At 49.1% G+C, this 23045-nt stretch carries 19 protein-coding genes; 11 read left to right on the top strand and 8 right to left on the bottom strand.

The features are described from left to right. Positions 1 to 27 precede the first annotated feature (27 nt). Positions 28 to 1974 carry an ABC-F family ATP-binding cassette domain-containing protein gene (locus tag BMW93_RS03510; RefSeq protein WP_090373775.1) on the bottom strand — a complete coding sequence of 649 codons (1947 nt, stop codon included), beginning with the start codon at positions 1972 to 1974 and terminating at the stop codon, positions 28 to 30. A 108-nt stretch (positions 1975 to 2082) separates the two neighbouring features. Here BMW93_RS03510 and BMW93_RS03505 point away from each other — a divergent pair, with 108 nt between their 5' ends. The 5 genes from BMW93_RS03505 to BMW93_RS03485 all read left to right on the top strand — a co-directional run bounded on the left by BMW93_RS03505 (position 2083) and on the right by BMW93_RS03485 (position 10089). After that, positions 2083 to 2670 carry a bifunctional precorrin-2 dehydrogenase/sirohydrochlorin ferrochelatase gene (locus tag BMW93_RS03505; RefSeq protein ID WP_090373774.1) on the top strand — a complete coding sequence of 196 codons (588 nt, stop codon included), beginning with the start codon at positions 2083 to 2085 and terminating at the stop codon, positions 2668 to 2670. Positions 2671 to 2955: 285 nt separating this feature from the next. Continuing rightward, positions 2956 to 6315, top strand: coding sequence for a SusC/RagA family TonB-linked outer membrane protein (locus BMW93_RS03500; RefSeq protein WP_090373773.1), 3360 nt, complete (start codon positions 2956 to 2958; stop codon positions 6313 to 6315). A 66-nt stretch (positions 6316 to 6381) separates the two neighbouring features. Beyond that, positions 6382 to 7824, top strand: a complete 1443-nt coding sequence (locus BMW93_RS03495; protein WP_229240171.1) for a RagB/SusD family nutrient uptake outer membrane protein — start codon at positions 6382 to 6384, stop codon at positions 7822 to 7824. 15 nt (positions 7825 to 7839) lie between these two features. Continuing rightward, positions 7840 to 8775 carry a putative zinc-binding metallopeptidase gene (locus BMW93_RS03490; RefSeq protein ID WP_090373771.1) on the top strand — a complete coding sequence of 312 codons (936 nt, stop codon included), beginning with the start codon at positions 7840 to 7842 and terminating at the stop codon, positions 8773 to 8775. A 6-nt stretch (positions 8776 to 8781) separates the two neighbouring features. Continuing rightward, entirely contained in the window at positions 8782 to 10089 is a 1308-nt protein-coding gene (locus BMW93_RS03485; protein WP_090373770.1) for a DUF4302 domain-containing protein, read from the top strand. A 15-nt stretch (positions 10090 to 10104) separates the two neighbouring features. Here the strand turns inward: BMW93_RS03485 and BMW93_RS03480 are convergent, their stop codons facing one another. Further along, entirely contained in the window at positions 10105 to 10884 is a 780-nt protein-coding gene (locus BMW93_RS03480; RefSeq protein WP_090373769.1) for a glycosyltransferase family 2 protein, read from the bottom strand. Beyond that, positions 10874 to 12139: a glycosyltransferase family 4 protein gene (locus BMW93_RS03475; protein ID WP_229240164.1), complete on the bottom strand. Its 1266-nt coding sequence runs from the start codon at positions 12137 to 12139 to the stop codon at positions 10874 to 10876. The genes BMW93_RS03480 and BMW93_RS03475 overlap by 11 nt, the downstream gene beginning before the upstream one ends. Positions 12140 to 12250: 111 nt before the next feature. On the opposite strand from BMW93_RS03475, the gene BMW93_RS03470 reads away from it, so the two are divergent. Together BMW93_RS03470 and BMW93_RS03465 are read left to right on the top strand one after the other, a co-directional pair. Beyond that, a complete protein-coding gene (locus BMW93_RS03470) occupies positions 12251 to 13159 on the top strand; it encodes a class I SAM-dependent methyltransferase (RefSeq protein ID WP_090373768.1) in 909 nt (302 codons plus the stop codon). A 299-nt stretch (positions 13160 to 13458) separates the two neighbouring features. After that, positions 13459 to 14724, top strand: coding sequence for a nucleotide sugar dehydrogenase (locus BMW93_RS03465; protein ID WP_090373767.1), 1266 nt, complete (start codon positions 13459 to 13461; stop codon positions 14722 to 14724). A gap of 7 nt (positions 14725 to 14731) precedes the next feature. Here BMW93_RS03465 and BMW93_RS03460 read toward each other — a convergent pair whose 3' ends face one another. From BMW93_RS03460 to BMW93_RS03445, 4 genes are all read right to left on the bottom strand, one after another. Beyond that, positions 14732 to 15538: an FkbM family methyltransferase gene (locus BMW93_RS03460; RefSeq protein ID WP_090373766.1), complete on the bottom strand. Its 807-nt coding sequence runs from the start codon at positions 15536 to 15538 to the stop codon at positions 14732 to 14734. Between the two features lie 12 nt (positions 15539 to 15550). Beyond that, positions 15551 to 16453: a glycosyltransferase gene (locus BMW93_RS03455; protein ID WP_090373765.1), complete on the bottom strand. Its 903-nt coding sequence runs from the start codon at positions 16451 to 16453 to the stop codon at positions 15551 to 15553. A 1-nt stretch (position 16454) separates the two neighbouring features. Beyond that, positions 16455 to 17069, bottom strand: a complete 615-nt coding sequence (locus tag BMW93_RS03450; protein WP_090373764.1) for a methyltransferase domain-containing protein — start codon at positions 17067 to 17069, stop codon at positions 16455 to 16457. Between the two features lie 116 nt (positions 17070 to 17185). Continuing rightward, positions 17186 to 18706: a lipopolysaccharide biosynthesis protein gene (locus BMW93_RS03445; RefSeq protein WP_090373763.1), complete on the bottom strand. Its 1521-nt coding sequence runs from the start codon at positions 18704 to 18706 to the stop codon at positions 17186 to 17188. 70 nt (positions 18707 to 18776) lie between these two features. Here BMW93_RS03445 and wecB point away from each other — a divergent pair, with 70 nt between their 5' ends. After that, positions 18777 to 19883, top strand: coding sequence for a non-hydrolyzing UDP-N-acetylglucosamine 2-epimerase (wecB, locus tag BMW93_RS03440; RefSeq protein ID WP_090373762.1), 1107 nt, complete (start codon positions 18777 to 18779; stop codon positions 19881 to 19883). A 51-nt stretch (positions 19884 to 19934) separates the two neighbouring features. Here the strand turns inward: wecB and BMW93_RS03435 are convergent, their stop codons facing one another. Next, positions 19935 to 20927, bottom strand: a complete 993-nt coding sequence (locus BMW93_RS03435; RefSeq protein ID WP_090373761.1) for a GNAT family N-acetyltransferase — start codon at positions 20925 to 20927, stop codon at positions 19935 to 19937. Positions 20928 to 21188: 261 nt separating this feature from the next. Here BMW93_RS03435 and BMW93_RS03430 point away from each other — a divergent pair, with 261 nt between their 5' ends. The 3 genes from BMW93_RS03430 to BMW93_RS03420 all read left to right on the top strand — a co-directional run bounded on the left by BMW93_RS03430 (position 21189) and on the right by BMW93_RS03420 (position 23003). Beyond that, complete coding sequence (locus BMW93_RS03430; RefSeq protein WP_090373760.1) at positions 21189 to 21809, top strand: response regulator transcription factor; 621 nt, start codon at positions 21189 to 21191, stop codon at positions 21807 to 21809. Between the two features lie 77 nt (positions 21810 to 21886). Next, complete coding sequence (locus BMW93_RS03425; RefSeq protein WP_090373759.1) at positions 21887 to 22417, top strand: RNA methyltransferase; 531 nt, start codon at positions 21887 to 21889, stop codon at positions 22415 to 22417. Between the two features lie 139 nt (positions 22418 to 22556). After that, a complete protein-coding gene (locus BMW93_RS03420) occupies positions 22557 to 23003 on the top strand; it encodes a histone H1/H5 family protein, HCT subfamily (protein WP_090373758.1) in 447 nt (148 codons plus the stop codon). Positions 23004 to 23045: the final 42 nt, after the last annotated feature.

Here is a 23045-nt window from a genome sequence, read left to right as displayed (position 1 = left end):
GCCACCCAGCTCCCTTTAACATTTTTACTATTTCCCCGAAAGCTCCTCCACTTCCAGCATCAGATTTTCCCAATCCTCCGTGCTCTGTTCCAGCTTCTGCTTGATATCCGCGTAAAACCGGTTCAGCTCGGCTAACGCAACCGGGTCATTGTAAATCGCAGGATCAGCGAGTTTGCCTTCGGTCTCCGCTTTTCTTACTTCCAGGTTGTTAATGGTATCTTCCAGCTCCTCGATCTGCTTTCTGGCCTTTTTCAGCTTCTGAGCATCTTCGTTCGATTGAGGCTTGCCATTGTTTTTATTCTGATTGGCAGGCGTCGGCTGATTCTTCTGCGGCGGGGCGCTGCTTACCTGTACTTTTTCGCTCACAGCCGACTGCAATCCACGCTCTTCCACCCAAATTTCGTACTCCTCGTAAGTTCCCGGATATTCCTTGATCTGATGATCTTCAATATACCAGATCTTGTTCGCGATGTTCTCTACAAAATAGCGGTCGTGGGAAACGACGATGTAGCTGCCTTCATATTGCTGCAAGGCCTGGATGAGGATATTGACCGACTGCATATCCAAGTGGTTGGTGGGCTCATCGAGCAGCAGGAAGTTGGCTTGCGAAAGCAATACCTTTGCCAATGCAACCCGCGATTTCTCACCCCCGGAAAGCACCTTGATCTTCTTAAAAACATCATCCCCTGTAAAAAGGAAGCAGCCCAACACGGTCCGTAATTCAGTTTCGGTTTTCGTCGGGTTGGCATATTTCAACTCCTCAATGAGGTTATGCGCCACATTGAGGGATTCGAGCTGGTGCTGGGCGTAGAATGTAAACGATACATTGTGTCCCAATCTCCTTTTCCCATCAATAGGCTCGGTACCGGCCACAATGCGGAGGACGGTGGATTTACCACGACCATTGGCACCAATCAATGCGATCTTATCACCACGCTCCATGCTGATATTGGTCGCGTCGAGGATCACTTTGTCGCCGTAAGCCTTCGAAGCATCCTCCAACTGAAAGACGTGGCGGCCAGGTTGCGTGGTGAACTGGAAGCGGAAATGCACTTTCGCATTCTCATCCAGAACTTCATCCACCACATCCATTCTGTCCAGCGCTTTCACGCGGCTTTGCACCTGGCGAGACTTAGTCGCTTTCGCTTTAAAACGCTCGATAAAGCGCTCCGTTTGGCGGATTTTGGCCTGCTGGTTTTCGTAAGCACCGCGCTGGATATCGTTGCGGAGCGCCTTTTCTTCCAAATAGTAGGAATAATTTCCGGCGTAATAGTTGAGTTTACCGCCTGAAACTTCCACAGTCGTATCAATCGTATTGTCGAGGAACTGGCGGTCGTGGGAAACGACGATCACAGCTCCTTCGTAACTCTGCGTATATTTTTCTACCCATTGAATGGACGGAAGGTCCAAGTGGTTGGTAGGCTCATCGAGCATTAGGAGTGCAGGCTTTTGCAAAAGCAGTTTCGCGAGCATTACGCGCATCCGCCATCCTCCCGAGAACTGGCGCAAGGGCAGGTTCAGATCGGCCGTCGAAAAGCCAAGGCCTTCCAGAATCGCCTCTGCCTTGGATTGTACGGAATAGCCGTCCAATGCTTCGAATTCGTCTTGCACGCGGGCGAGCTTGTCTACCAGGTCGTCCGTATAATCATGCTCCATGTCATGCAGGATTTTGTCCATTTGCACTTGCAGAACATTCTGTCTTTCAAATGCTTGCATAGCTACCGAAAGGATCGAATCCTCGGTTTGGTACGAAAGCAAATCCTGGTTCAGAAAGCCGATCGTACAGTCGCCCGCTTTGGAGATCGAGCCGCCGTCGGGCTGAAACTCTCCGTTGATCATGCGCAATAGGGTAGACTTACCGGTACCGTTCAGTCCGATGAGTCCGATCTTTTGTTTTGGCTTGATATGTAGTGAGGCGCCGTCGTACAATGCACGGTCGCCCAGGAAATAGCTGAGGTTGGTAATCGCGATCATGGTGCAAAGGTACGGGGAAAGAAGCAGATAGAAAAAGTGTGATGTTGGAATAGTGATAAAGGCATTCGCGGTGTCGTTTAGAACCGGTTATTTCAGTAAATTTGATCAATGAACAATCTCTTCCCGATATTCCTGAAACTCGAAAACCTGCACACGCTCATTGTGGGCGGCGGCTACGTAGGTTTGGAAAAAATTACAGCCGTTCTCGACAATTCCCCGCTCGCACGCGTTACGCTCGTCGCGCCTGAAATCCGCGGAGAAATCAGGGACATTGCCGCAGCCAATTCCCGAATAAATCTAATTGTGCGGAGGTTTGAGGACTACGACCTGCTGGAAAAAGACCTGGTGATCGTCGCTACGAACGATAAACCGGAGAACAAACGGATCTGGGAAACCGCCCGCGCCCGGCATGTACTCGCGAACGTGGCCGATACGCCGGATATCTGCGACTTCTACCTCTCTTCCGTTGTCAGAAAAGGGAATCTCAAAGTCGCCATTTCAACGAACGGAATGTCCCCCACATTAGCCAAGCGGCTCAAAGAAGTCCTCAGCGAAGCACTCCCCGACAATCTCGAAACCGCCATGGAACAGCTCAAAGCGGTCCGAGATATGCTGAAAGGCGATTTTGCTTCGAAGGTCGATGAGTTGAACCGCATTACTTCCGTTTTGACGGAAAAGAAAAAAGATGTTTCCTGAAACCGCTTAAATCGCGTTCTCCGGACAATAAAATATGATTTTGCAGTGTTTTTAGAAAGATAATTTGCTAAAAATCATACTGCACCATTCAACGGTATCGGGGTTTTCTGCGTATTAAGTATATTCTTTTGTTTTCGTGCAACTAGTTGGCGTTAATTTTTGTCACCGCCTATTGTGGAATGTTTTCGCTTTTCGTGCGATAATACGTATTATTGAATCTATTAATTTTTAAACCCGCCTCGGGCGGACGGACAGTTATTTGGGGTTAGACTTATACTTATTTATATGAATCTTTTCTATCGGATCAGTGGCCTGAGTCGGCTTATTGCGTTGTTCCTGGGTGTCTTCTTTCTGTCCGTTTTCACTTCTCCGTTTTCTTCTCTCGCATTTGCGGCCGATATCGACGTCAAAGGCGTCGTGAAAAGCAACACCGGCGAGCCGCTCATCGGGTCGACTGTACGCGTGAAAGGCTTGCAGAAAGGAACCGTTACCAATGAAAAAGGCGAGTTTGTATTACAGGACGTCAGCGACAATGCGATCCTTGTGATTACCATGATCGGCTTTTTACCCAAGGAGGTAAAAGCCGCACGTAGCCTGAGCATAGAGCTTGTGGAAGACGCCGTGGGCTTGCAAGACGTGGTTGTGACGGGTTTTCAGCAGATTAATAAAGATAAATTCACAGGCTCGGCGGTAACGCTCAAAACCGATGACGTAAAAATCGACGGCTTGCCCGACGTCAGCCGGATGCTCGAAGGTCGTGCGGCGGGAGTTTCGATCCAGAACGTGTCCGGGACATTCGGGGCCGCGCCCAAGATCCGTATCCGCGGTGCAACTTCGTTGAATGGTGCCAATAAGCCGCTTTGGGTGATCGACGGCGTCGTGCAGGAAGACATTGTGAACATTTCCAACGACCAGCTTTCCAGCGGCGACCCTACCACCTTGCTCGGGTCGGCGGTTGCGGGGCTCAACCCGAACGATATCGAGACTTTCGATATATTGAAAGATGCCGCCGCTGCCGCATTGTACGGAGCGCGTGCGATGAACGGGGTGATTGTGATTACTACTAAAAAAGGGAAAAGCGGTAAGCCCGTAATTACCTATTCCGGTAATTTCAGCACGCAATTGGTGCCTTCCTACCGCAATTTCAATATCATGAACTCGGCGCAGCAAATGTCGGTGCTGGGGAATCTGGAGCGGACCGGATATCTGAATTCAGGAATACTTTCCAAGCCGGATTACGGAGTTTATGGTAAAATGTACAACCTGATCCAGAACGGTGACGATCAGGGGAATTTCGACTTAATGAATAACCCGGAGAAGAGGCGGCAGTTTTTGCTGGGTTACGCGAAAGCAAATACCGATTGGTTTGACGTACTTTTCAAACAGAACTTCATCCACGAACATTCTCTCAGCGTTTCTTTTGGAACTGAGAAATCGAGCTCGTACGCGTCGGTGAGTTACCTGGACGATAACGGCTGGACGATCGCCGATAAAGTAAAAAGGTATACCCTTAACTTCAACAATACTTATCAGCTTTCCGACCGCCTGAGCATTGGCCTGACCACATTGGCATCGGTAAGGAGGCAGCAAGCACCGGGCTCTCTGAGCAGAAGAAGCAACCCGGTAGAGGGCAAGTTTGACCGCGATTTCGATATCAATCCGTTCAGTTATGCATTGAACACCAGCCGGACGCTCACCGCTTACGATCAGAACGGCAATCTCGAATTCTTCCGCAGGAATTTTGCGCCTTTCAATATTATCTCCGAGCTGGCTAACAACAGGCTTAATCTGACATTAGCGGATATCAAGTTGCAAGGGAATCTGTCTTATAAAATCACGGATAATATCAGTTATGACTTCCTGGGCGCATTGAGGTACATTCAGACCGGCCGGGAGCACATTATCACGGAGCACAGCAATATGGCGAATGCTTACCGGGCAGCAGACAACGCCACGATCGCGGCTGCTAACAAATACCTTTACGTTGATCCCGACGACCCGAATTCGAATCCTGTGGTAGTCTTGCCAAGCGGTGGTTTTTATAATCGCAATGAGGATCAGATGCTTTTCTACAATGTCCGGAACAACATTCGTTACAACCAGAAATTTGGGGAACGCCATGAAGTGAATGCGCTGGTGGGCCAGGAAGTGAAATTCACCAACCGTCAGAATTCAAACAATACGGGCTATGGTTTTCAGTACGACCAGGGTGGGACACCTTTCGTAGATTACCGTATTTTGAAGCAGACTATTGAAACCAATTTTCAGTATTACGGAATGCAGATGGATTATGAACGCTTTGCTGCATTCTACGGAAGTCTTGGTTACACTTTGGATGGAAAATATAACGTGACAGGTTACGTCCGTTACGACGGCTCCAACCGTTTTGGAAAATCAGCTATCGCGCGCTGGCTGCCTACTTATACGATCGCCGGCTCGTGGAACTTCGATCGTGAGAATTTCTTCAAAAACTTGAAATGGTTGAGCATGGGTCGCTTGCGGTTGAGCTATGGGCTTTCTGCCGATACAGGTCCGGCTACCAATGCGGCGGTGTTACTGCAAAGCATTATCACCCGCCGTCCTTACGCCGACGAAAAGGAGTCCGCCATTGAACTTGCCTCATTGCAAAACACGGAGTTAACCTGGGAGAAACTTTACAGTGGAAACGTCGGTCTGGATGTAGGTTTGTTTGCCAACCGTATCAATTTTACGCTCGACGGCTACTTCCGTAACAGCTTCGATCTGATCGATCAGATCAAGACGTCAGGCATCGGGGGACAGATTTATAAAATCGCGAACTATGCGGACATGGAGTCTTACGGCGCCGACTTTTCCGTCGACGGTGTGTTGTTCAAAAATCGTGACTGGGATTTCCGTTCGCGCATTACCCTCGGGTATTCACACACGCTCATTACGAACGTGGATAACAGCCCGGGCATTTTCGATCTCGTGAAAGCGGAAGGTGCCAATATTCAGGGCAAGCCCGTGCGCAGCCTTTATTCGATCGACTATAATGCATTGAATCCCAAGACGGGTGTTCCGATATTCGTAAACGAGAATGGAGAAGTGAGTTCGGATGTGTATTTGCAGGATCAGAATATTCAGTATCTCAAATATGAAGGGCCGGTCGATCCGCCGTTCACAGGTGGTTTCAACAATACGCTGAGCTATAAGGGCCTTTCGCTGAACGTCTTCTTTACTTATCAGGCGGGAAACAAAATCCGTCTCAATCCGCTGTATAAAAGTGCATTCAGTGACCTGGATGCTATGCCCAAGGAGTTTCTCGATCGTTGGGTGATGTCGGGAGAAGAGAAGGTTCCTGCCAAACCCTCGGTTTCGGATCAGTTGGAGTTGCTATATCTCCAGGGCACTTATCCCTACAACATTTATAATTATTCGACAGAGCGCGTCGCCAAGGGTGATTTTGTGCGGTTAAAGTCGGTGTCGTTAGCCTATAAATTGCCTTTGCAGGTGATTTCGCGTTACGGTTTTAAAGCTGCGAGTGTCCAGGTTTCATCCATTAACCCATGGCTGATTTATTCGGATAAAAAATTGAAAGGGCAGGATCCTGAGTTTTTCAATTCGGGTGGTGTAGCGCAGCCGATCCAGAAGCAGTTCACGGTCGCGTTAAAGCTCACATTGTAATCAGGTAATGGTTTGAGAATGATATATTTTTCAGATATGAATACCATCAGGAATTTTAAAAAAATAATGCTAATCCTGCCTCTGCTGGCATTGGCGGGCTGCGAGGACTTCCTGTCCAAGGAGCCGGACAGCACCCGGGCGATTATCAACACACCCAAGCAGGTATCGCAGCTGCTTACAACTGCTTATCCACAGGCTGGTTACATCGTGTTTTCAGAAGCGATGAGTGATAATGTGGCCGATAAGGGGACGGGGCAGGACGATAAAACCAACCGCGGTTCGTTCCTTTTCGAGGCGGTGGAAGCAACAGTGGATGAGCAGGACTCGCCCGACTCCTACTGGGCGGAATGCTATCGGGCTATTTCGGTAGCGAATGAAGCGTTGGACATCATCGGTAAAGTTGCCGATCCCGAGAAATACAATGCGCAAAAAGGCGAAGCGCTGCTGGCCCGAGCGTATGCGCATTTCATGCTGGTGAACTACTTCTGCCAGTTTTTTGATCCACAGCAAGCCAACAGTGGCCCGGGTATTCCTTATGTAACTGTGCCGGAAGATGTCGTGATCAAGCAGTACGAGCGTGGCACCGTAGCCGGTGTCTACCAGATGATCGAGAAGGATTTGCTGGAAGGGCTTCCGCTGATCAGCGACGGTACATACACCGTGCCGAAATATCATTTCAATATTGCAGCCGCCAATGCATTTGCAAGTCGGTTTTACCTGGTGAAAAAAGACTACCAAAAGGTTCTGCAATTCACGAATGCCGCATTTCCAAGCAATAATTTTGCGGAAAACCTGCGACCGTGGAACACCGTTTATTCAAGCCTTTCGCCGGAAGAGCTATTCAGGCTCTATTCGCGCGCAAACCAGAGTGCCAATTTGCTGCTTATCGAAACATCGTCGAACTACGGGCGGTATGTGGCCAATTACAGGTATGGCATGACGTACCCCAAATGGCAGGAGATTTCAGATGGCGAACGGATTATTGCAGGCAATGCCGGATGGGCGTACCCACTCTACTATCGGGGCGACAACAATTACTTTATTCCCAAATTGACGGAATATTTCGTTCGTGAATCTGTCAATGCGGAAATCGGGCTTCCCTATGTGATGTTGCCGGCTTTTACGGTCGAGGAAGTACTTTTCAACCGGATCGAGGCGAATGCTTACCTCAATAACACGGCTGCTTGCCTTACCGATCTAAATACTTACATAAGCAAACGGGTCGATAACTACGATGCAGCGACGCATAAGGTAACGGCCGCGAGTATGCAAAACTATTTTGGGACGAATAACCTTAGAAACAACATTGTGAACACGGTATTGGCCTTTAAGCGCGTTGAATTTGTACAGGAAGGAATGCGTTGGTTCGACCTTCAACGGTACAATGTGCCGGTGACACATACTACGCGATCGGGTACCGTCATTTCCGTTCCGGCCGGCGATAACCGCAGGGTATTGCAAATCCCGCAGACAGCCGCGCTTTCAGGTATTGCACAAAATCCCAGATAAGAAAGCCATTCAACTATGAAAAATATATTTAAACATTTTACAATCTACGTCGTAACAGGTTTGCTGTGCAGCGCGACTTTAACCTCTTGCAAGGAGGACGGGATCGGTGAGGTAGACGATATTCCGGGTCTGGGTGGTGACGTTTGGGCAGAGGGGCCTGTCGATAAATGGATTCAGGACAGTCTCGTTGTACCCTACAATATTTCGGCGAAATACAAATGGGACCAGTTTGAATTCGGGAACCTGACCAAAAACCTGGTGCCGCCAGACGAAGCGCAGGTGATCCCGCTGCTCAGCACTATTAAAAAGGCATGGACAAATCCTTACGTGGAAGAAGCGGGAAGGGTGTTTTACAATAAATATTCACCCAAATTCTTCATTCTCTCGGGGAGCAATGAGTACAATGTCGAATCGGGTTCCGTCACGCTCGGAACCGCGGAAGGCGGGCGGAAGGTGATTTTGTATGGTGTGAACCTGTTCAAGATTAAAGGAATGGATGGTTACGACGCGGCACGGGATTCGTCTTTCGTGAAGAACTGGTTCCTGCATACGATCCATCACGAATTCGGGCATATTCTCCACCAGACCGTGCTTTACCCGGTAGACTACAAGAACATTTCGAAAGCGTACTACCAGGGAGGTAACTGGATCAACTGGAGTGACGCCGATGCCCGCCGCGACGGTTTCATTACGGCTTACAGCTCTTCCGCCTTCGACGAGGATTTTGTGGAAATGATCGCGATGATGCTGACGGAAGGTAGGGCAGGCTTCGACAAGATCGTGAACTCGATACCGGAAGGAACAAGCCCCAGTGGCGTAACAAAGGCGCAGGCTCAGGCCGCATTGCGCCAAAAAGAGGCTATTATTGTAGCCTATTATAAGAATACCTGGAAAATTGATTTTTACAGTCTCCAGAAAAAGGTGCGGACTTCGATGAATAAACTTTTTTAATGCCAGATGAAGAGATCATTTTTATATCTGCTGTTGCTGACCACTGTTTTCTTTTCATGCGAAAACAAAGACGACACGGTTTTTGAGGAGTCGGCGGACGTGCGTCTGAATGCTGCACTGGCTTCATACGAAAAGCAGCTTGTCGAAGCACCTTATGGCTGGAATGCGGTTATTTATCCCGGCGGTGGCGGTAGTTACGGGTTCTATTTCAAATTCGATGACAAAAACCGGGTAACGATGTACTCCGATTTCTCGGATGCCTCAGCTGCCAAGTCGAAGGAGAGCAGTTACCGGTTGAAGGCCATGCAAACGCCTTCATTGATATTTGACACTTATTCTTACCTGCATGTGCTGGCCGATCCCGACGAAGAAGTCAACGGCGGTGTACTGGGCGAAGGCCTCAAATCCGATTTTGAATTCAGTATTTATGGTGATTCCCTGAGTGCGGATCGGATGGCGTTTGTCGGGCGCAAAAACCAGAGCCGCCTGGTACTCACAAAAGCGACACAGGCGCAGGCAACTGCATATACGAACGGTGATCTGGCGAAAGCGCTCCTTTTTAACAATATCGCTAAATACATTCCTTATTTCAAACGCGTTACGCTCGGTGCAAATACCTATGAAATTACGGTCGGCCAGGATACGAGAACGATCAAAATGACCTGGTTGAACGGAAATGTGCCGAAAACTTTCACTACGAATTATTACATGACGCCAAGCGGCGTGGCGTTCGTATCTCCATTAGTAAACGGTTCTCAAACGATCACCGGTTTTGGAAACATCACCTGGAACGCCAATTCAACACAGCTCGGTGTCAGCGGAGGAGGCGCAAGCGGGATAGTAGTGAGCGCGATCAAACCTATATCCGTCGACCTGGCAGCGGCGAGAAGATGGTGGCAGGCGCCTGTTGAATCCGGCGGCGACTGGCGCTCGGCGAATGGATTTCACGTGAACGGTGTCGACGACGCTTTCAAGGTGAATGACTTGAAAGACGGCCAGGGACGGTCATACGGATTCTACATGTACGCTCCCGCGTTCAACAGCAGGTACGACGCGTTTGCACCAATTTTTTATGACGAGAACGGCATTTATCTGGATTACGGACACGCTCCGGCAAAGCCCACGTTTACTGCCGACGGCCGCGTAATATTCACCGAATTCGGGGCGTTTGGGGAAATACCTGCGGGCAGTGCCGTAGAAAAGTCGGGAAACCTTTTATTCGATGCAAGCGGCTTTTACCTGATCCAGACATCGGACGAGACATACGATATGGTAAGCGCTAAGGACGCTAAATCGTGGATCAGCTGGGAGTAGCAGGTAGGGTAGCTGTTACCAGTATTTTCCATTCTTTTTGGCAAACCAATATCCCCGCCAGAAGATGCGCAGGTGGTTGAATAGCGTCGGAATCAACCCGAAATGCTTTTTGAGCACTTTGTAGCGGTCAGTCAGCGAGCGACGGTGATTTTTGACGGACAGCCCGCCCAAAAGATAGCGGCATAGTACGAACGGCAGAAATTGTATGCTTTCGGCCCGTTTCAGGCATTCGATCTCCCATTCGATGTCGGCGCTGAGATTCTGGTATTCATAAGGCGGAGCAATGTCTTTTCGTGCAATAAATGCCTGGTGACACACTTTCATGCCGAGCGCGAAATCTTGCCAGCGAAGGTTTGCGGGCAGGGTGTGGGGCGTGAAATGGCTGCGCAGGCCCACTTCGGTACCATCTTCGCGGACCATCATGGCGTCGCTGTAATATACCGCGGCCCCGGTTTCGAGCGACGACAGGAGGTTTTGCAATGTCTGATCGTCGTAAGCCTCATCACCCGCATTCAAAAACCAGACATATTTCCCCGATGCCAGTCGTAACCCCTTGTTCATGGCGTCGTAAAGGCCTTTGTCTTTTTCGGACAGAATTTTGGAGATAAAGTGGCTATAACCATTTGCGATCGCGAGCGTCTGATCGTTGGAGCCGCCGTCGATGATCAGGTATTCCAGTTGCGAGGCATTTTTTACGTTTGAAATAGCCTTTTCCACACTGCTTAAAGTTCGGCCGAGGTATTTTTCGGCCTGGAATGTCACGGTGATGATTGTCAGCAATGGGCTATTGTCCATGAAGCAGGGATTCGTAAAGTTGGGAATATTGCCGGGCTACCACTTCCCCGGAATAGCATTGTAAAACTTTCTTACGGGCATTGGCGGAAACGTCGCCTTCTGTATTATGGCTTAATACCCATTGAATACCTTCGGACAGTGAAGAAGCGGATTTGGGTGTTGCGATAAAGCCGTTTTCGAAATGTCCGATCATTTCCGGTATACCCCCGGTTTCGAAACCCACGGCCGGCGTACCGCACGCCATAGCTTCCATGATGGTATTCGGGAGGTTGTCTTCCAGCGACGGGACGATCAATGCATCGGCTGCATTATAGGCCTGCACCATCTGGCCGGCATCCGAGATTTTACCCAGAAAATGCGCTTTCACCGGCATATCCTTAAAATTTTCAGGTTTCCCTTTGCCGAGGATCATTACTTCGGCATTGGCGAGATCGGGATGTCGCATGGCTTCCTGAAAGTAGGTAAAGCCTTTGCGCGGGTCCTGTGTGTTCGCACCTGCGAAGAGGAGCAATTTCTTATCAGCTGGGAGCCCGAATGCATTTCGGGCTTCGGCACGGTTGCCAGGCTTGAAAAAATCGGTGTCGATGCAGTTCGGGATGGCTTTTGACGGCCTGCCGTTGGTCAACGCCGCTTTTTGAACGAGATTATCCAACCATCGGCTGGGAGAGATGAGTGTAAGATTCCTGTCTTGATATAACCTTTGTTTTTGCTCGAATTGGGCAAAAGCAATATCATATTCGCCCGGCTTTTTGAGATACGGGCAGTAACAGCAATGCGACAGGTAACGTTCGCATCCGCGGTTGTAATGGCAGCCGCCGGTAAATGTCCACATATCATGCAATGTCCAGACGATCGGCTTGCCTAGTGCGAACAGTTTTTCCAGCGATTTCAGGGAGAGAAACCCGAAATTAATCCAATGCAAATGAATGAGACTGGCTTGCTTTACGAGCGGGTGATCGGCAATGTCTGCCCCGGCGGCGGCGGGAGAAAATGCGAAACGGACGGACTTGTCTTTTTCATAGGGAAGAAAACTAAGCCTTTCCAGTACAAAATTCCCCCAGGCTTTTCTGGATTTCCAGGGATTATCCGCCCAGGCAGTCGTTTGCGGGCCCGGTCGGGAGATTTCCGAAACCATCAGATGCGAATCCACCCCGGCATTCAGCAATGCCTGGTGCAACCTTGCCGCAGCGACCCCGGCCCCACCTTCCCAATGAAAAGTACTTAATTGAAGCACCATTTGATCGCTATCGCTCATTCGTGTTTTGGCCGGAGATTTGTTTCACCCGGGTAAAATTAATAGTTCTGCCATTAAATAATTTTCTATCCGATGAAACTATCTTTATCGCCAAATCTGTAACTCCGAAACATGTCGAGCGAAAAACGAAGCCACGAGGCGCATTCTGAATGGTATGAATTGCAATATGCTACACAGGAGGCAAAAAACAAGGCCATCGAATTGTGGGAGTACGATAATGCGCATCTGACCATTAATAACTGGATCCACAAGCGCCAGCTCGAACTGACAAACCCATTCGTGCAGGAAAAGAAGTCGTGGTTGACAGTAGGGGACGGTTACGGTTTCGATGCCAGCTATTTTTTCAAAAAGGGATTGGATTCGACCGCCAGCGATATTGCCGGCACCTTTTTGCCTTTATCCAAAGAAAGAGGATTCATTGAAAAATACGCGGTCGAAAATGTGGAGCGTCTGACATTTGCCGACAATAGCTTCGACTACGTTTTCTGCAAGGAGGCCTACCACCACTTCCCGCGCCCGTACCTGGGCGTGTACGAGATGGTGCGCGTGGCGCGTGAGGCGGTGATCCTGATAGAACCACACGACCCCGTCTCCAAAATGCCTTTTCTGCTCGCACTAAGGAATATTTTCGACCGGTTCGACACAAAAGCGTTACAGAAATACTGGAAGAACAGGTATTCGTTTGAAACGGTGGGGAACTACGTTTTCAAACTGTCTGAGCGCGAAATGGACAAGCTTGCGAATGGCATGGGGCTGCCGGCGGTTGCCTTTAAGGGTATCAACAATAACTACTATCATCCCTCGTACGCACAGGAAAAGGCCGACGATTCGTCTGCGGCATTCCGGAAGATCAAGCGGAAGCTCGCATTTCATGATTTTCTCGTAAAAGCTTCATTGATGCCCTCGCAGATTTTGTGCGCGGTGATATTCAAAAAACTGCCTTCGGAGCAGGTTATGAAGGCCATGCAGCAGGAAGGTTTTCAGGTGCATATTTTCCCACCGAATCCTTACGCGCATTGAAATCAATACGGCAATCATGACTGCGCTTTAAGATCACAATTTGTGTTCTAAGAGTCAAACTCTTGCCTGTGAGTGTGATTAGTGACTTTTTTCCCTCTTTCTAAGGTCACAGTTTGTGACCTTAGAAAAGCATATTCTTCCCTTGAATGACCATTAATTCCATAAAGAGCGACGATATTGGAGTGACCACTTTATTCAAATACGCTCATTTTTTACTTTGGTAACGCTTTCGTCGATAATTTTTTGGTAGGACGAAATATGCCTAGTTTTATGCCCGAACATTCAATTAAGTACCTTCCATGTTACCCGGATCAGATGTCAGAATTGCCGTTATCGGACTTGGTTATGTCGGTTTGCCGCTGGCCGTGGCTTTTAGCAGGAAGTATCCGGTAACTGGCTTCGATATCAACAAACGGCGCATTCAGGAGCTCAAAGATGCGTACGATACGACCAAGGAAATCTCGCGGCAGGATTTGCGGGAGGCTGCTAACCTTACATTTTCGTGGGACGAAGGTGCATTGAAGGAATGCAATGTGTTTATCGTAACCGTGCCTACGCCGGTTGATCATTACAAAAAGCCCAATCTGACGTACCTGTTGAAAGCCAGCGCGATGATCGGGCAAATACTGAAAAAGGGCGATGTAGTGATCTATGAATCGACGGTCTATCCGGGTTGTACCGAAGACGATTGCGTGCCGGTGCTGGAACGTGAAAGCGGGTTGAAATTCAACGAAGGGTTCTTCTGCGGCTACTCGCCTGAGCGCATTAACCCGGGCGATAAAATCAATACCTTCACAAAAATCAGAAAAGTGACGTCGGGTTCTACGCCCGAAACGGCCCGCTTTGTGAACGATTTGTACGCGTCGGTAATTGAGGCGGGTACGCATTTGGCGTCCAGTATTAAAGTTGCAGAAGCGTCCAAGGCGATCGAAAATGCCCAGCGGGATGTGAATATCTCGTTTGTGAATGAGCTGGCGTTGATTTTCGACCGGATGAACATCGATACTACCGAAGTGCTCGAAGCCGCCGCCACGAAATGGAATTTCCTGAAATACAAACCGGGGCTCGTCGGCGGGCATTGCATTGGCGTCGACCCGTATTACCTGGCTTACAAGGCCGAATCGCTGGGATATTATCCGCAGGTAATTCTCTCCGGCCGAAGGGTAAATGATATGATGGGCGTATTCGTAGCCAATAAGCTCGTAAAGCTTATGATTCGCAAACGGCATAGGATAGAAGGAAGCCGCGTTCTGATCCTGGGCATTACCTTCAAGGAAAATTGCCCGGACATCCGCAATACGCGCGTAATAGACGTGTACCGCGAGCTCACCGATTTTGGAATGCAGGTAGAAGTATACGACCCCTGGGCTTCGGGCGAGCAGGTGTTGGCGGAGTATAATATTGCATTGCTCGACAAACCCGGAGCTACTTACGAGGCTGTGGTGCTGGCCGTGGCGCACGAGGAGTTCCGCACGATGGAATTTGGAGAATTTACCAGATCTGATTCGGTGATATTCGATCTGAAATCGGTATTGCCACAGGATATGGTCGATTCCCGACTCTGACAGCAGCCTATTCCCGCCAGCCGAAGATATTCAATTGCAGGTCCATCACATCGTTGCCACGGTAGCGGCGGTTAACGAATGGCCGGAGCCGGTGCTGGTTGGTATCTACATAATACCGGAAGCCGTTTTCTTCAAAAACTTTGACCACATCCGCCAGGGCCTGCGCATTGCCGATGTAGGAATGGAACTCTACAAAAAGATTCTCCACATGCGCGAGCGAGCTACGGCAATCGTGAAGCACATCGATTTCCGCCCCTTCAATGTCCATTTTCAGAAAATCGATTCGGGTTTCTTTTGCCAGGAAATCTTTCAGTCGAATAGAGTCGATCTTACGTTTCCGGGCGGTAGAATAAATGGAAGAAGAATCGGCAGATTCGCTACCGAACCAAATACCTTCTTCGTTAACCCAGACGGCCTTGTCGATAATTTCAACATCCTTCACGCCGTTGCCTTCCAGGTTCTGGCGCAGCAGCGACGCAATCGCCGGTTCGGCTTCGAATGCAAGTACCCGCGCGTTCGGGAACAACTTTTTAAAATACAGAACGCTCATTCCAATATTTGCGCCGCAGTCGAAAATAACCGGTTGGGTCTCTTTGCTTTCAAAATAATAGAACTCGTCCGCGAAGATTTCCTTATGTTGCCAAAGGAATGACATGGTGTCGGGTACTTCCAGTTTAAACCCGCCGAATGCCACGTCCGTAAGCTTATAACGGGCGCGGTTGCCATATTTGAGCAACAACCCCATGAATTCACGGTTCCGCGCGGAGCTGAGCGCGTGATAAGGTTCTTTAAGCAGGTAGCGAAGCCAGTACATATGAATGGTGGGTCAAATGCCGTATTTGACCCGGTTTTTAATTTTTAAAAGGAAAGGCAGCCGGTAATACTCCCCGAATGCACGGATCATTTTTTCATCAGGCATCAGCCCGGCAGGCATTTGCACACCGCCCTCGGTCATTTCGTGACCGTATTCGCCCGATTTAAATGTAAAATTAGTACCACTGCCGTCCGTTCCGATGTTTTTGATTTTGGAATGCACAGGGTAGAGCCCGTAAGCATTGTTCTGAAACTGCGAATAGGTCCAGCGAATCGCCCACGAGTCGATCACGCCTTTTTGCTGCTTGACCAACATGGGCCATAGGTCGTCACCTCCTTTATTAAATGCTTCACGATGGTCCGCATCGTTTTTCAAAGTAGAAAAGCCCTTAACCTGCCAGTCGGCCTTCGCCCATTTGTGCGCCCATGTGCCCCAGCCCCAGGAACTGGCGCGTGGCACGAGGTACAGGTCGTGCGGGTAATTTTCAGGAAAGGTAACCGGCGGCGTGTAGCCGGTTACCGAAAAAATATCTGTGCGTTCTGCATATACATCTAACGCCTGGTTCATGAACGAGAGAAAATCAGTGGCGCTCAGCATGTCGTCTTCGAGCACGATTACGTTCGGATATTTGGAAAGAACAAAACTGACCCCTTCGATCACCGATGCGGCCAACCCCTTATTCTTTTCGGCCTCCGTTATGTGAATAGCACGAAACCCGGTTACTGTCGAAAGATAATTCCTGACTTCCCGGACCTTTTGACGATCATCCTCATTTTTCGGGCCGTCGGAATACACAAAAAGCTCGCTTTCCGGTGCCAGCGTGTTCAGGCGCAGGCTTTCCACCGTTTGCCGCAAATGCGCGGGGCGGTTATAACAAAACAAAACGATGGGTGCGAGTGTGCCGGAAAAGCCCATTTCAGCCTTTGATTGCGTCGATGATCAGGGAAGTGTAGCCCAGTTTCCCGTCGCGGTTGCGCTCGTCGTGGTCGGCGGAGCGGCGGATCATACCGTCCTCGGGGTTCCACGGTGATTGATGGAACTGGCCGTTTTCATCGAAATATTCGAGGAGGTTTACTTTGAAGCCCACATTTTCGAGAAAACCCGACATCAGCTTGTAATTGTACAGCAGCTTGTGGTCGTCGGCGCCATTGCCGGTTCCGCCCGGTTTTACATAGTCGATATATTCCTCGCTCGGATTGAAGCCGTCGGGAACCGCTACACGCAGTATGCCTCCCGGTTTCAGGAATGTGTAGCAATTCTGAAATGCCAGCTGGCCTTGTTCCGGTGTTAAATGCTCCCAGACGTGTTCCGCTAGTATCCTGTCGATCGAGTTTTCCGGGAAATATTTCTCCCAATCGCTCTTTTTCAGCAGGTCCAATGTCTCGATATCGGAATGAATCCAGCCTTTAAAAAGGGAATACATCGCGCCTACTACCAGTTTGACAGGCTTGGTACGGTCATAGCTGATCAGTTGGTACTTGCTGTAAGGTTCTTTCAGAAGTCCTGCGACTATTTTTTGTTTTAAAGACATTGGTAATCCGGAAATTGGGGCCGTTGCGCCCATGATTGCTGTGCCAAAGATAGCAAAAGTTGATATGACAGCGGCCGGTTACAGGGCCTAATCGCCGGTTTCATGCCGGGCCTGACTTACTTTCTGTTAAAAACGGCCGATCTCACCATGCCCCATCCCAGGCTGAACCCGGTAGAAATATCCTCCGAAACCCGCCAGAGCAGAATGCCGCCCCCGAAAATGACCGTCACTATTACAGACCGGATCGCCATGCCGGCCAGCACCGGGATCAGTTCACGATTATTGGGGACAGGGATAAAGTAAGCCGCCAGATAAGCCAGCGCTGCCAGTAACAAAACTTTCAGGGTACCGGTAGAGAAAGGCTGGATCCCCATCTTATTTTTAATAAAAAACAGCTTGACAATATTGTAGGTAACCGTCGCAAAAAGTGCCGCCGCCGCCGCACCGTTGTAGCGGTAAAGCGGTATCAGAAACTGGCTTGCCCCGAGGATCAATACCGTGAAAAAAAGCATGAAAACAATGTCGTAACGGTAATAGCGAGAGTTGGTCAGGATTTCGGTGTTCAGGCCGGTCATCATGTCGGCAATGCGTGACACCCCGACCATCAGCACCACCCATTTGCCTTGGGAATAAATGTCGGATTTTGGAATGAGGCTGAAAATGGCGTCGATATTACACCAGATTCCCAGGAAAAGGAAGGAGCCGATGATGAACAGGTTGAGCGACGATTTTTTGTAGATGGTATCAATATGCGGGATATCGTTTTTGACGTAGGCCTCCGAGATAATCGGTGCGCTGATCATCACGATCGCATTTCTCGGAATGGAAATCACCAATGCAATGCGGGAAGCGATGTCGAAGATCGCCGTGTTGCCCAAACCGCCTTCGAATGCGGGTAAAAGTACTTTTTCGATATGAGGCAGTAATGCCGCGCTCGCGCCGCCCAACAGTACCCAGAGGCCGTACCGGTACATTTCCTTGAACGCGGGATGTTTGATAAAACCGAAATCCAGCGATGTAAAAAGCCGGTTCTGAACGTGGAGATAAATGAGCATTGCCACAATAGCCACCGCGTAGCTGACCACGGTAAGATTGACCATCGTGTCGAAAGTGATGACTTTAAACCCGAAAAGGATCACCAATAGGCTGTTAGCAAGCCTGAGACCGACTTCCCGGATCAGCGAAGGCACCGCAATGCGCAGGTTGATCCGCGAATAGGATTCCAGCGCCAGCAGGTACACCATTCCGACTGTCAGCGGAATGAAAACATAATAGTATTTGACCAGCATCGGAGAGTGGTCGAGGTAAAATTTAAGGTATAATGGCTTGAAAAGCAGGTATAACAGCGCAAATGCCGTGAGACCTATCAGTGGTGTAATAATGATAAATGTAAAAAGCTGCCTTCGCGAATGCTCGTCCTGGAACCGGCTGTGGAACCTGACAGCCACCGAAGGTACCCCAAGCAATGAGAACGACATGTAAATCACCGGGAAGGTAAGCAGGGTGGAGGCGTATAAACCCAGCTGTTCCTGGGTCATGTATTGGTTGTAAAGGATCAGGATATTGAAAATGCCGATGACAACACCAACATAAGAAACAATGGAACTCTTAAATCCCTGACGTACAATAATCCCCATTGAGGCACCACTTGATTAGAGAGACGAAGTACGAGAAAAAGCGCCAGATACCCTAACACATACCACGATTATGAAGATCCTTCAAGTGGCCGGCGCCAGGCCCAACTTCGTGAAAATCGCGCCGTTGCACCGCGCATTCATGCAATATCCCGACATGCACCCGCAGATCGTCCACACCGGGCAGCATTACGACTTCGCGATGTCCGGAGTCTTTTTCGAACAGCTCGGAATTCCGCATCCGGATCATTTTCTGGGCGTCGGGCAGGGATCTCCTACCGTACAGACGGCCGAGATCATGTGCGCATTTGAAAGGGTGATGCGGGTGGAAATGCCGGATTTGGTGTTGGTCGTAGGTGACGTAACCTCTACGCTCGCGTGTGCGCTTGTTGCCGCGCAGATGCGCATTCCGCTCGTACACGTAGAGGCGGGCCTGCGCAGCCGCGACCGCACGATGCCCGAGGAGATGAACCGGATATTGACCGATGCACTCTCGGACCAGCTATTTGTAACCGAGCAGGCGGGAATGGATAATTTGCTCCGTGAAAACATCGATCCGGGCCGCATTCACCTGGTGGGTAATGTGATGATCGATTCGCTGGTGCGTTTTCGCGACCGGATCGAGGACATGTCTCTTTCCAGGCAATTGGGGATTGGCAGTGAGCCCTACTTGCTCATCACTATGCATCGGCCGGGTAATGTGGATCATGAAGATGGATTGAGAAAGATTGCCGAGATGTTGGAAATGCTCGCAATGCGATGGATGATCGTTTTTGTCGTGCATCCGCGTACCGCTAGGAACATGGCTGACTTTGGGTTGGATTTGCAGAAATGGACGAATGTAAAAATACTCCCGCCGCAGGGATACATTGAATTTTTAAGTTTAATGCGGCATTCCACCGTCGTTATCACCGATTCCGGAGGCGTGCAGGAAGAGACTACCTTTCTCGGGATTCACTGCATTACATTAAGAAACAACACCGAGCGGCCGGTAACCGTCGGGTACGGCACCAATTATCTGTTGCCCGATTTTAATGCACAAAAGGTTTGGGATACCATTGGAAAAATACTTGCACGGGATTCCAAAAAGCAAACAATTCCCCCGCTTTGGGACGGAAATACGGCGCAGCGCATTGTGAATATTTTGAGAGAAAAATACATTGATTCGCAGGATAGATGACACACGCTTCGAGCGTATTCTACCGCGATGGCAATTGTTCCGGAATATAAATCAGAACTGGGCCTGGTAAACGACCTTCTTGCATTCCAGCCCACCAATGTTGGCCTTAAACCGACTTAGCGACGGCTTCGGGTTGCCGAGGTGATCGATAGAAATGCCCAGGTCCAGAACGGATATCTTTTCTTTCCGACAATATTCAAAAGCAGCCTCAAAAAGCATTAGGGCGGGGCTCAATGCACGATATTCGGGCAAATACCCGGACATAAAGTGGTAGAGAATACCGTCGCTTACCCGCACCATAATCGCCATTGCAACCGGCTCATCTTCGAGCCAGTTTGTAAAAACCAGGTAATTTTCAGGGGAAGCGGTTATAAAACGGGCTAATTGATCCGGCGGAGCAGGGAACTTGTATCCTCGTACATTGTAACACCGGTGCAGAAAACCTTCTGCCAGCTTGTCGGAAATACCACGATACATTGTCACTCGCAACCCCCTTACTTTGCCTTTGGCTAACCTGCGTCGCTCCGCTGGCTCAATAATCCGGTCAAAACACTGGCTGGCAATAGGAATATAATGATTAGAATAGGTATGATTGGGTAAGAAACCGGCTGAGAGGCAGGCACGATGGCAAATTTCGTATGCGTGTGGGTCGTAACAGGAAGGCGCCGTTTTAACCGTGAGCATATTTCCTCCCATGTCGGCAACCCATTCCCGGATGCAGTCGAGGAGGAAAGTGAGTTGGTGTGAGTGACAATTTCCCACCGGCATAATGCCTCCAAATGGTGCCAAAGGCGGTGAAATCCATCCATTAGGGCCTGGTACGCAGTGAAATACCGCCAAAATATCACCGGAACCTTTGGAAGTAAGAATAAATGAATAAATTAGGTCAGAAGTCTGAATTGCCAGTTGTTCCCTGCGGTAAAACAGCCAGGGAACGGTAGAAGGAAATGGTGCTTCCCGCATCGAAAATACATCCACGAGGCTGTCGTGATAGGTCCAGGAGCGTAGAGAAGTGTGTGTAAAATTATTACTGATCGATCCCAAAAGTTATAGGATGTATGTTAAATGTGCTCAGATCAAGGATTTTGATAAATAATTGATATACTAATTTGATATTTTTTATGTTTAATACAATGCTGATTACTATTTTTGTTAATTCATCAAATCAGTTCAATCTGAATGTACAAAATTGTACTGGTTGGTAATCAGGATTTTCAGTTTAAGGGCAATCATCAGGCTGGAAATTGATTGGCCGGATTAATTTGACACCAGTAGTTTTTTACATCCATTGGACCCAACCCATCCATGAAACACATACTGATCGCCGAAGACCACGCTGTGGTAAGAATCGGTACCAAACACCTCCTCAAATCACTAATTCCGGATTCAACCATTTCGGACGTTGACGATTTTGATAAAATTCTTCAGGAAATCGAGACCAAAGCTTATGACCTCCTGATCCTGGATATTAATATTCCTGGTGGTAATACTACGAAGATGGTGGAAACCATTCGTACCAAGTCGCCCGGTATCAGGATCCTCATGTTTTCGAGCTATGACGAGCAACTTTACGGCTTGATGTACCTCCAAGCGGGAGCCGACGGTTATCTGTCGAAAGACGCGCCGGAAGAAGAGTTCAAAACCGCCGTTATGAGCGTTCTGAACAACAAGAAATACATGAGCGAAGATATGCAGCAAATGAATATCAATCGTCTCATCAATCCGAAGGAATACATGCCGGACCCGATCGTGAGCCTGTCGCCGCGTGAAACCGATGTGATGAACCTTTTGAAGGAGGGCCTTGGAACCGCAAAAATTGCAGAAAAGCTGAACTTGCAGCTCTCTACCGTAAGTACTTACAAAGCCCGCATTTTCGAAAAGCTGGGCGTTAAGAACATCGTAGAGCTGATCACCAAGATCAAGTAATTTGTTCTTACCATACCGAAAAGGTTTCTGTACGAGGTGCAGAAACCTTTTTTTATGAAATCAATCGAGTAAAATTCATGCGCAAGCTGAGTGTAGATGAAATGGACCGCCTGTCGGTCGAAGCGTTTAAGGAATCGGAAAAGTTTCCGTTCGTGATCGTGCTGGACAATATCAGGAGCCTGAACAACATCGGTTCGTTCTTCCGGACGGCCGATGCGCTACGGGCGGAGAAAATACTGCTTTGCGGCTACACGCAGGCGCCCCCGCACCGCGAGATCACGCGCAGCGCCCTCGGGGCCGAAATGTCGGTAGCATGGGAGAAATGCCCTGGTGCGGCAGAAGCCGTTAAAATATTGAAATCGGAAGGTTACAAAGTATGGTGCGTAGAGCAGGCCGAGGGGAGTGTGCTGTTGCAAAACTTCGAACCCGACCCGGAGGTCCCTTATGCGTTTGTATTTGGTAATGAGGTGGAAGGTGTGAGTGACGAAGCGATTGCGGAATCCGACGGTTGCCTCGAAATTCCGCAGTTCGGAACGAAGCATTCTTTCAACGTATCGGTGTCGGCGGGAATCGTCTTATGGGATTTTGTAAAGAAAAAAATAACATAAAAATAATACGGAAAATTTGCGATTTATAAATTAATAATGGGTATTTGTAGGTTATTGCCTGACGGCAATTTTGACGCGTTACAGCTCCGTTTCGGGCTGTGCTCCATGTATCATTAAAGAAATTCTTAATATCAGATTTATGAAATCCGCTACCAAGAAGTTATCGACAGAGATTGCTGAGACGCTTACCGGAAAGATTGAAGCAGTTTCTGCCGGCTCGAAAAAAATAAAGAAATCGATTGAGAAAGCGGCCGCCAAACTGGCAAAGAAAGTAGCCAAGTTTGAAAAGGAAACCCTCAAAAAGAAAGCCAAGGAAGCCAAGAACGCCGAGAAAAAAGTAAAAGATAAGAAAGAAGGCAAGAAAACTAAGGCGCAGAAGAAGGAAAAAGTTGCGGCTCTGGTAGCGGCGGCGTCGTCCAAAGCGCCTGTGGCAACTCCGGCGAAGCCGACCGTAGGTAAAGAAGCGAGCGCTCCAAAACCTGCTGCAAAGCCAGCCGCACCGAAAGCGGCACCTGCCAAGCCTGCCGAGAAAGCCCCTGCCGCTCCCAAAACAGATGCGGCTGCACCGGCACCAGAGAAAGCATAAATTAGAAGAAAACACATTAATACGACCAGCAGCGGTATGCCG

It is taken from the genome of Dyadobacter sp. SG02 (assembly GCF_900109045.1).
Lineage (GTDB): Bacteria > Bacteroidota > Bacteroidia > Cytophagales > Spirosomataceae > Dyadobacter.
The sequence above is the reverse complement of the archived record's forward strand: the minus strand, read 5'-3'. Positions and strand labels throughout refer to the sequence as shown.

Excerpts from the sequence above, each read along its gene's own strand:
- BMW93_RS03460 (WP_090373766.1), bottom strand. The coding sequence starts at position 15,538 with ATGTACTGGCTTCGCTACCTGCTTAAAGAACCTTATCACGCGCTCAGC.
- BMW93_RS03425 (WP_090373759.1), top strand. The coding sequence starts at position 21,887 with ATGCGCAAGCTGAGTGTAGATGAAATGGACCGCCTGTCGGTCGAAGCG.
- BMW93_RS03450 (WP_090373764.1), bottom strand. The coding sequence starts at position 17,069 with ATGTCTTTAAAACAAAAAATAGTCGCAGGACTTCTGAAAGAACCTTAC.
- BMW93_RS03430 (WP_090373760.1), top strand. The coding sequence starts at position 21,189 with ATGAAACACATACTGATCGCCGAAGACCACGCTGTGGTAAGAATCGGT.
- BMW93_RS03470 (WP_090373768.1), top strand. The coding sequence starts at position 12,251 with ATGTCGAGCGAAAAACGAAGCCACGAGGCGCATTCTGAATGGTATGAA.
- BMW93_RS03420 (WP_090373758.1), top strand. The coding sequence starts at position 22,557 with ATGAAATCCGCTACCAAGAAGTTATCGACAGAGATTGCTGAGACGCTT.
- BMW93_RS03510 (WP_090373775.1), bottom strand. The coding sequence starts at position 1,974 with ATGATCGCGATTACCAACCTCAGCTATTTCCTGGGCGACCGTGCATTG.
- BMW93_RS03475 (WP_229240164.1), bottom strand. The coding sequence starts at position 12,139 with ATGAGCGATAGCGATCAAATGGTGCTTCAATTAAGTACTTTTCATTGG.
- BMW93_RS03445 (WP_090373763.1), bottom strand. The coding sequence starts at position 18,706 with ATGGGGATTATTGTACGTCAGGGATTTAAGAGTTCCATTGTTTCTTAT.
- BMW93_RS03465 (WP_090373767.1), top strand. The coding sequence starts at position 13,459 with ATGTTACCCGGATCAGATGTCAGAATTGCCGTTATCGGACTTGGTTAT.
- BMW93_RS03505 (WP_090373774.1), top strand. The coding sequence starts at position 2,083 with ATGAACAATCTCTTCCCGATATTCCTGAAACTCGAAAACCTGCACACG.
- BMW93_RS03490 (WP_090373771.1), top strand. The coding sequence starts at position 7,840 with ATGAAAAATATATTTAAACATTTTACAATCTACGTCGTAACAGGTTTG.
- BMW93_RS03455 (WP_090373765.1), bottom strand. The coding sequence starts at position 16,453 with ATGGGCTTTTCCGGCACACTCGCACCCATCGTTTTGTTTTGTTATAAC.
- BMW93_RS03500 (WP_090373773.1), top strand. The coding sequence starts at position 2,956 with ATGAATCTTTTCTATCGGATCAGTGGCCTGAGTCGGCTTATTGCGTTG.
- BMW93_RS03480 (WP_090373769.1), bottom strand. The coding sequence starts at position 10,884 with ATGGACAATAGCCCATTGCTGACAATCATCACCGTGACATTCCAGGCC.
- wecB (WP_090373762.1), top strand. The coding sequence starts at position 18,777 with ATGAAGATCCTTCAAGTGGCCGGCGCCAGGCCCAACTTCGTGAAAATC.
- BMW93_RS03495 (WP_229240171.1), top strand. The coding sequence starts at position 6,382 with ATGCTAATCCTGCCTCTGCTGGCATTGGCGGGCTGCGAGGACTTCCTG.
- BMW93_RS03485 (WP_090373770.1), top strand. The coding sequence starts at position 8,782 with ATGAAGAGATCATTTTTATATCTGCTGTTGCTGACCACTGTTTTCTTT.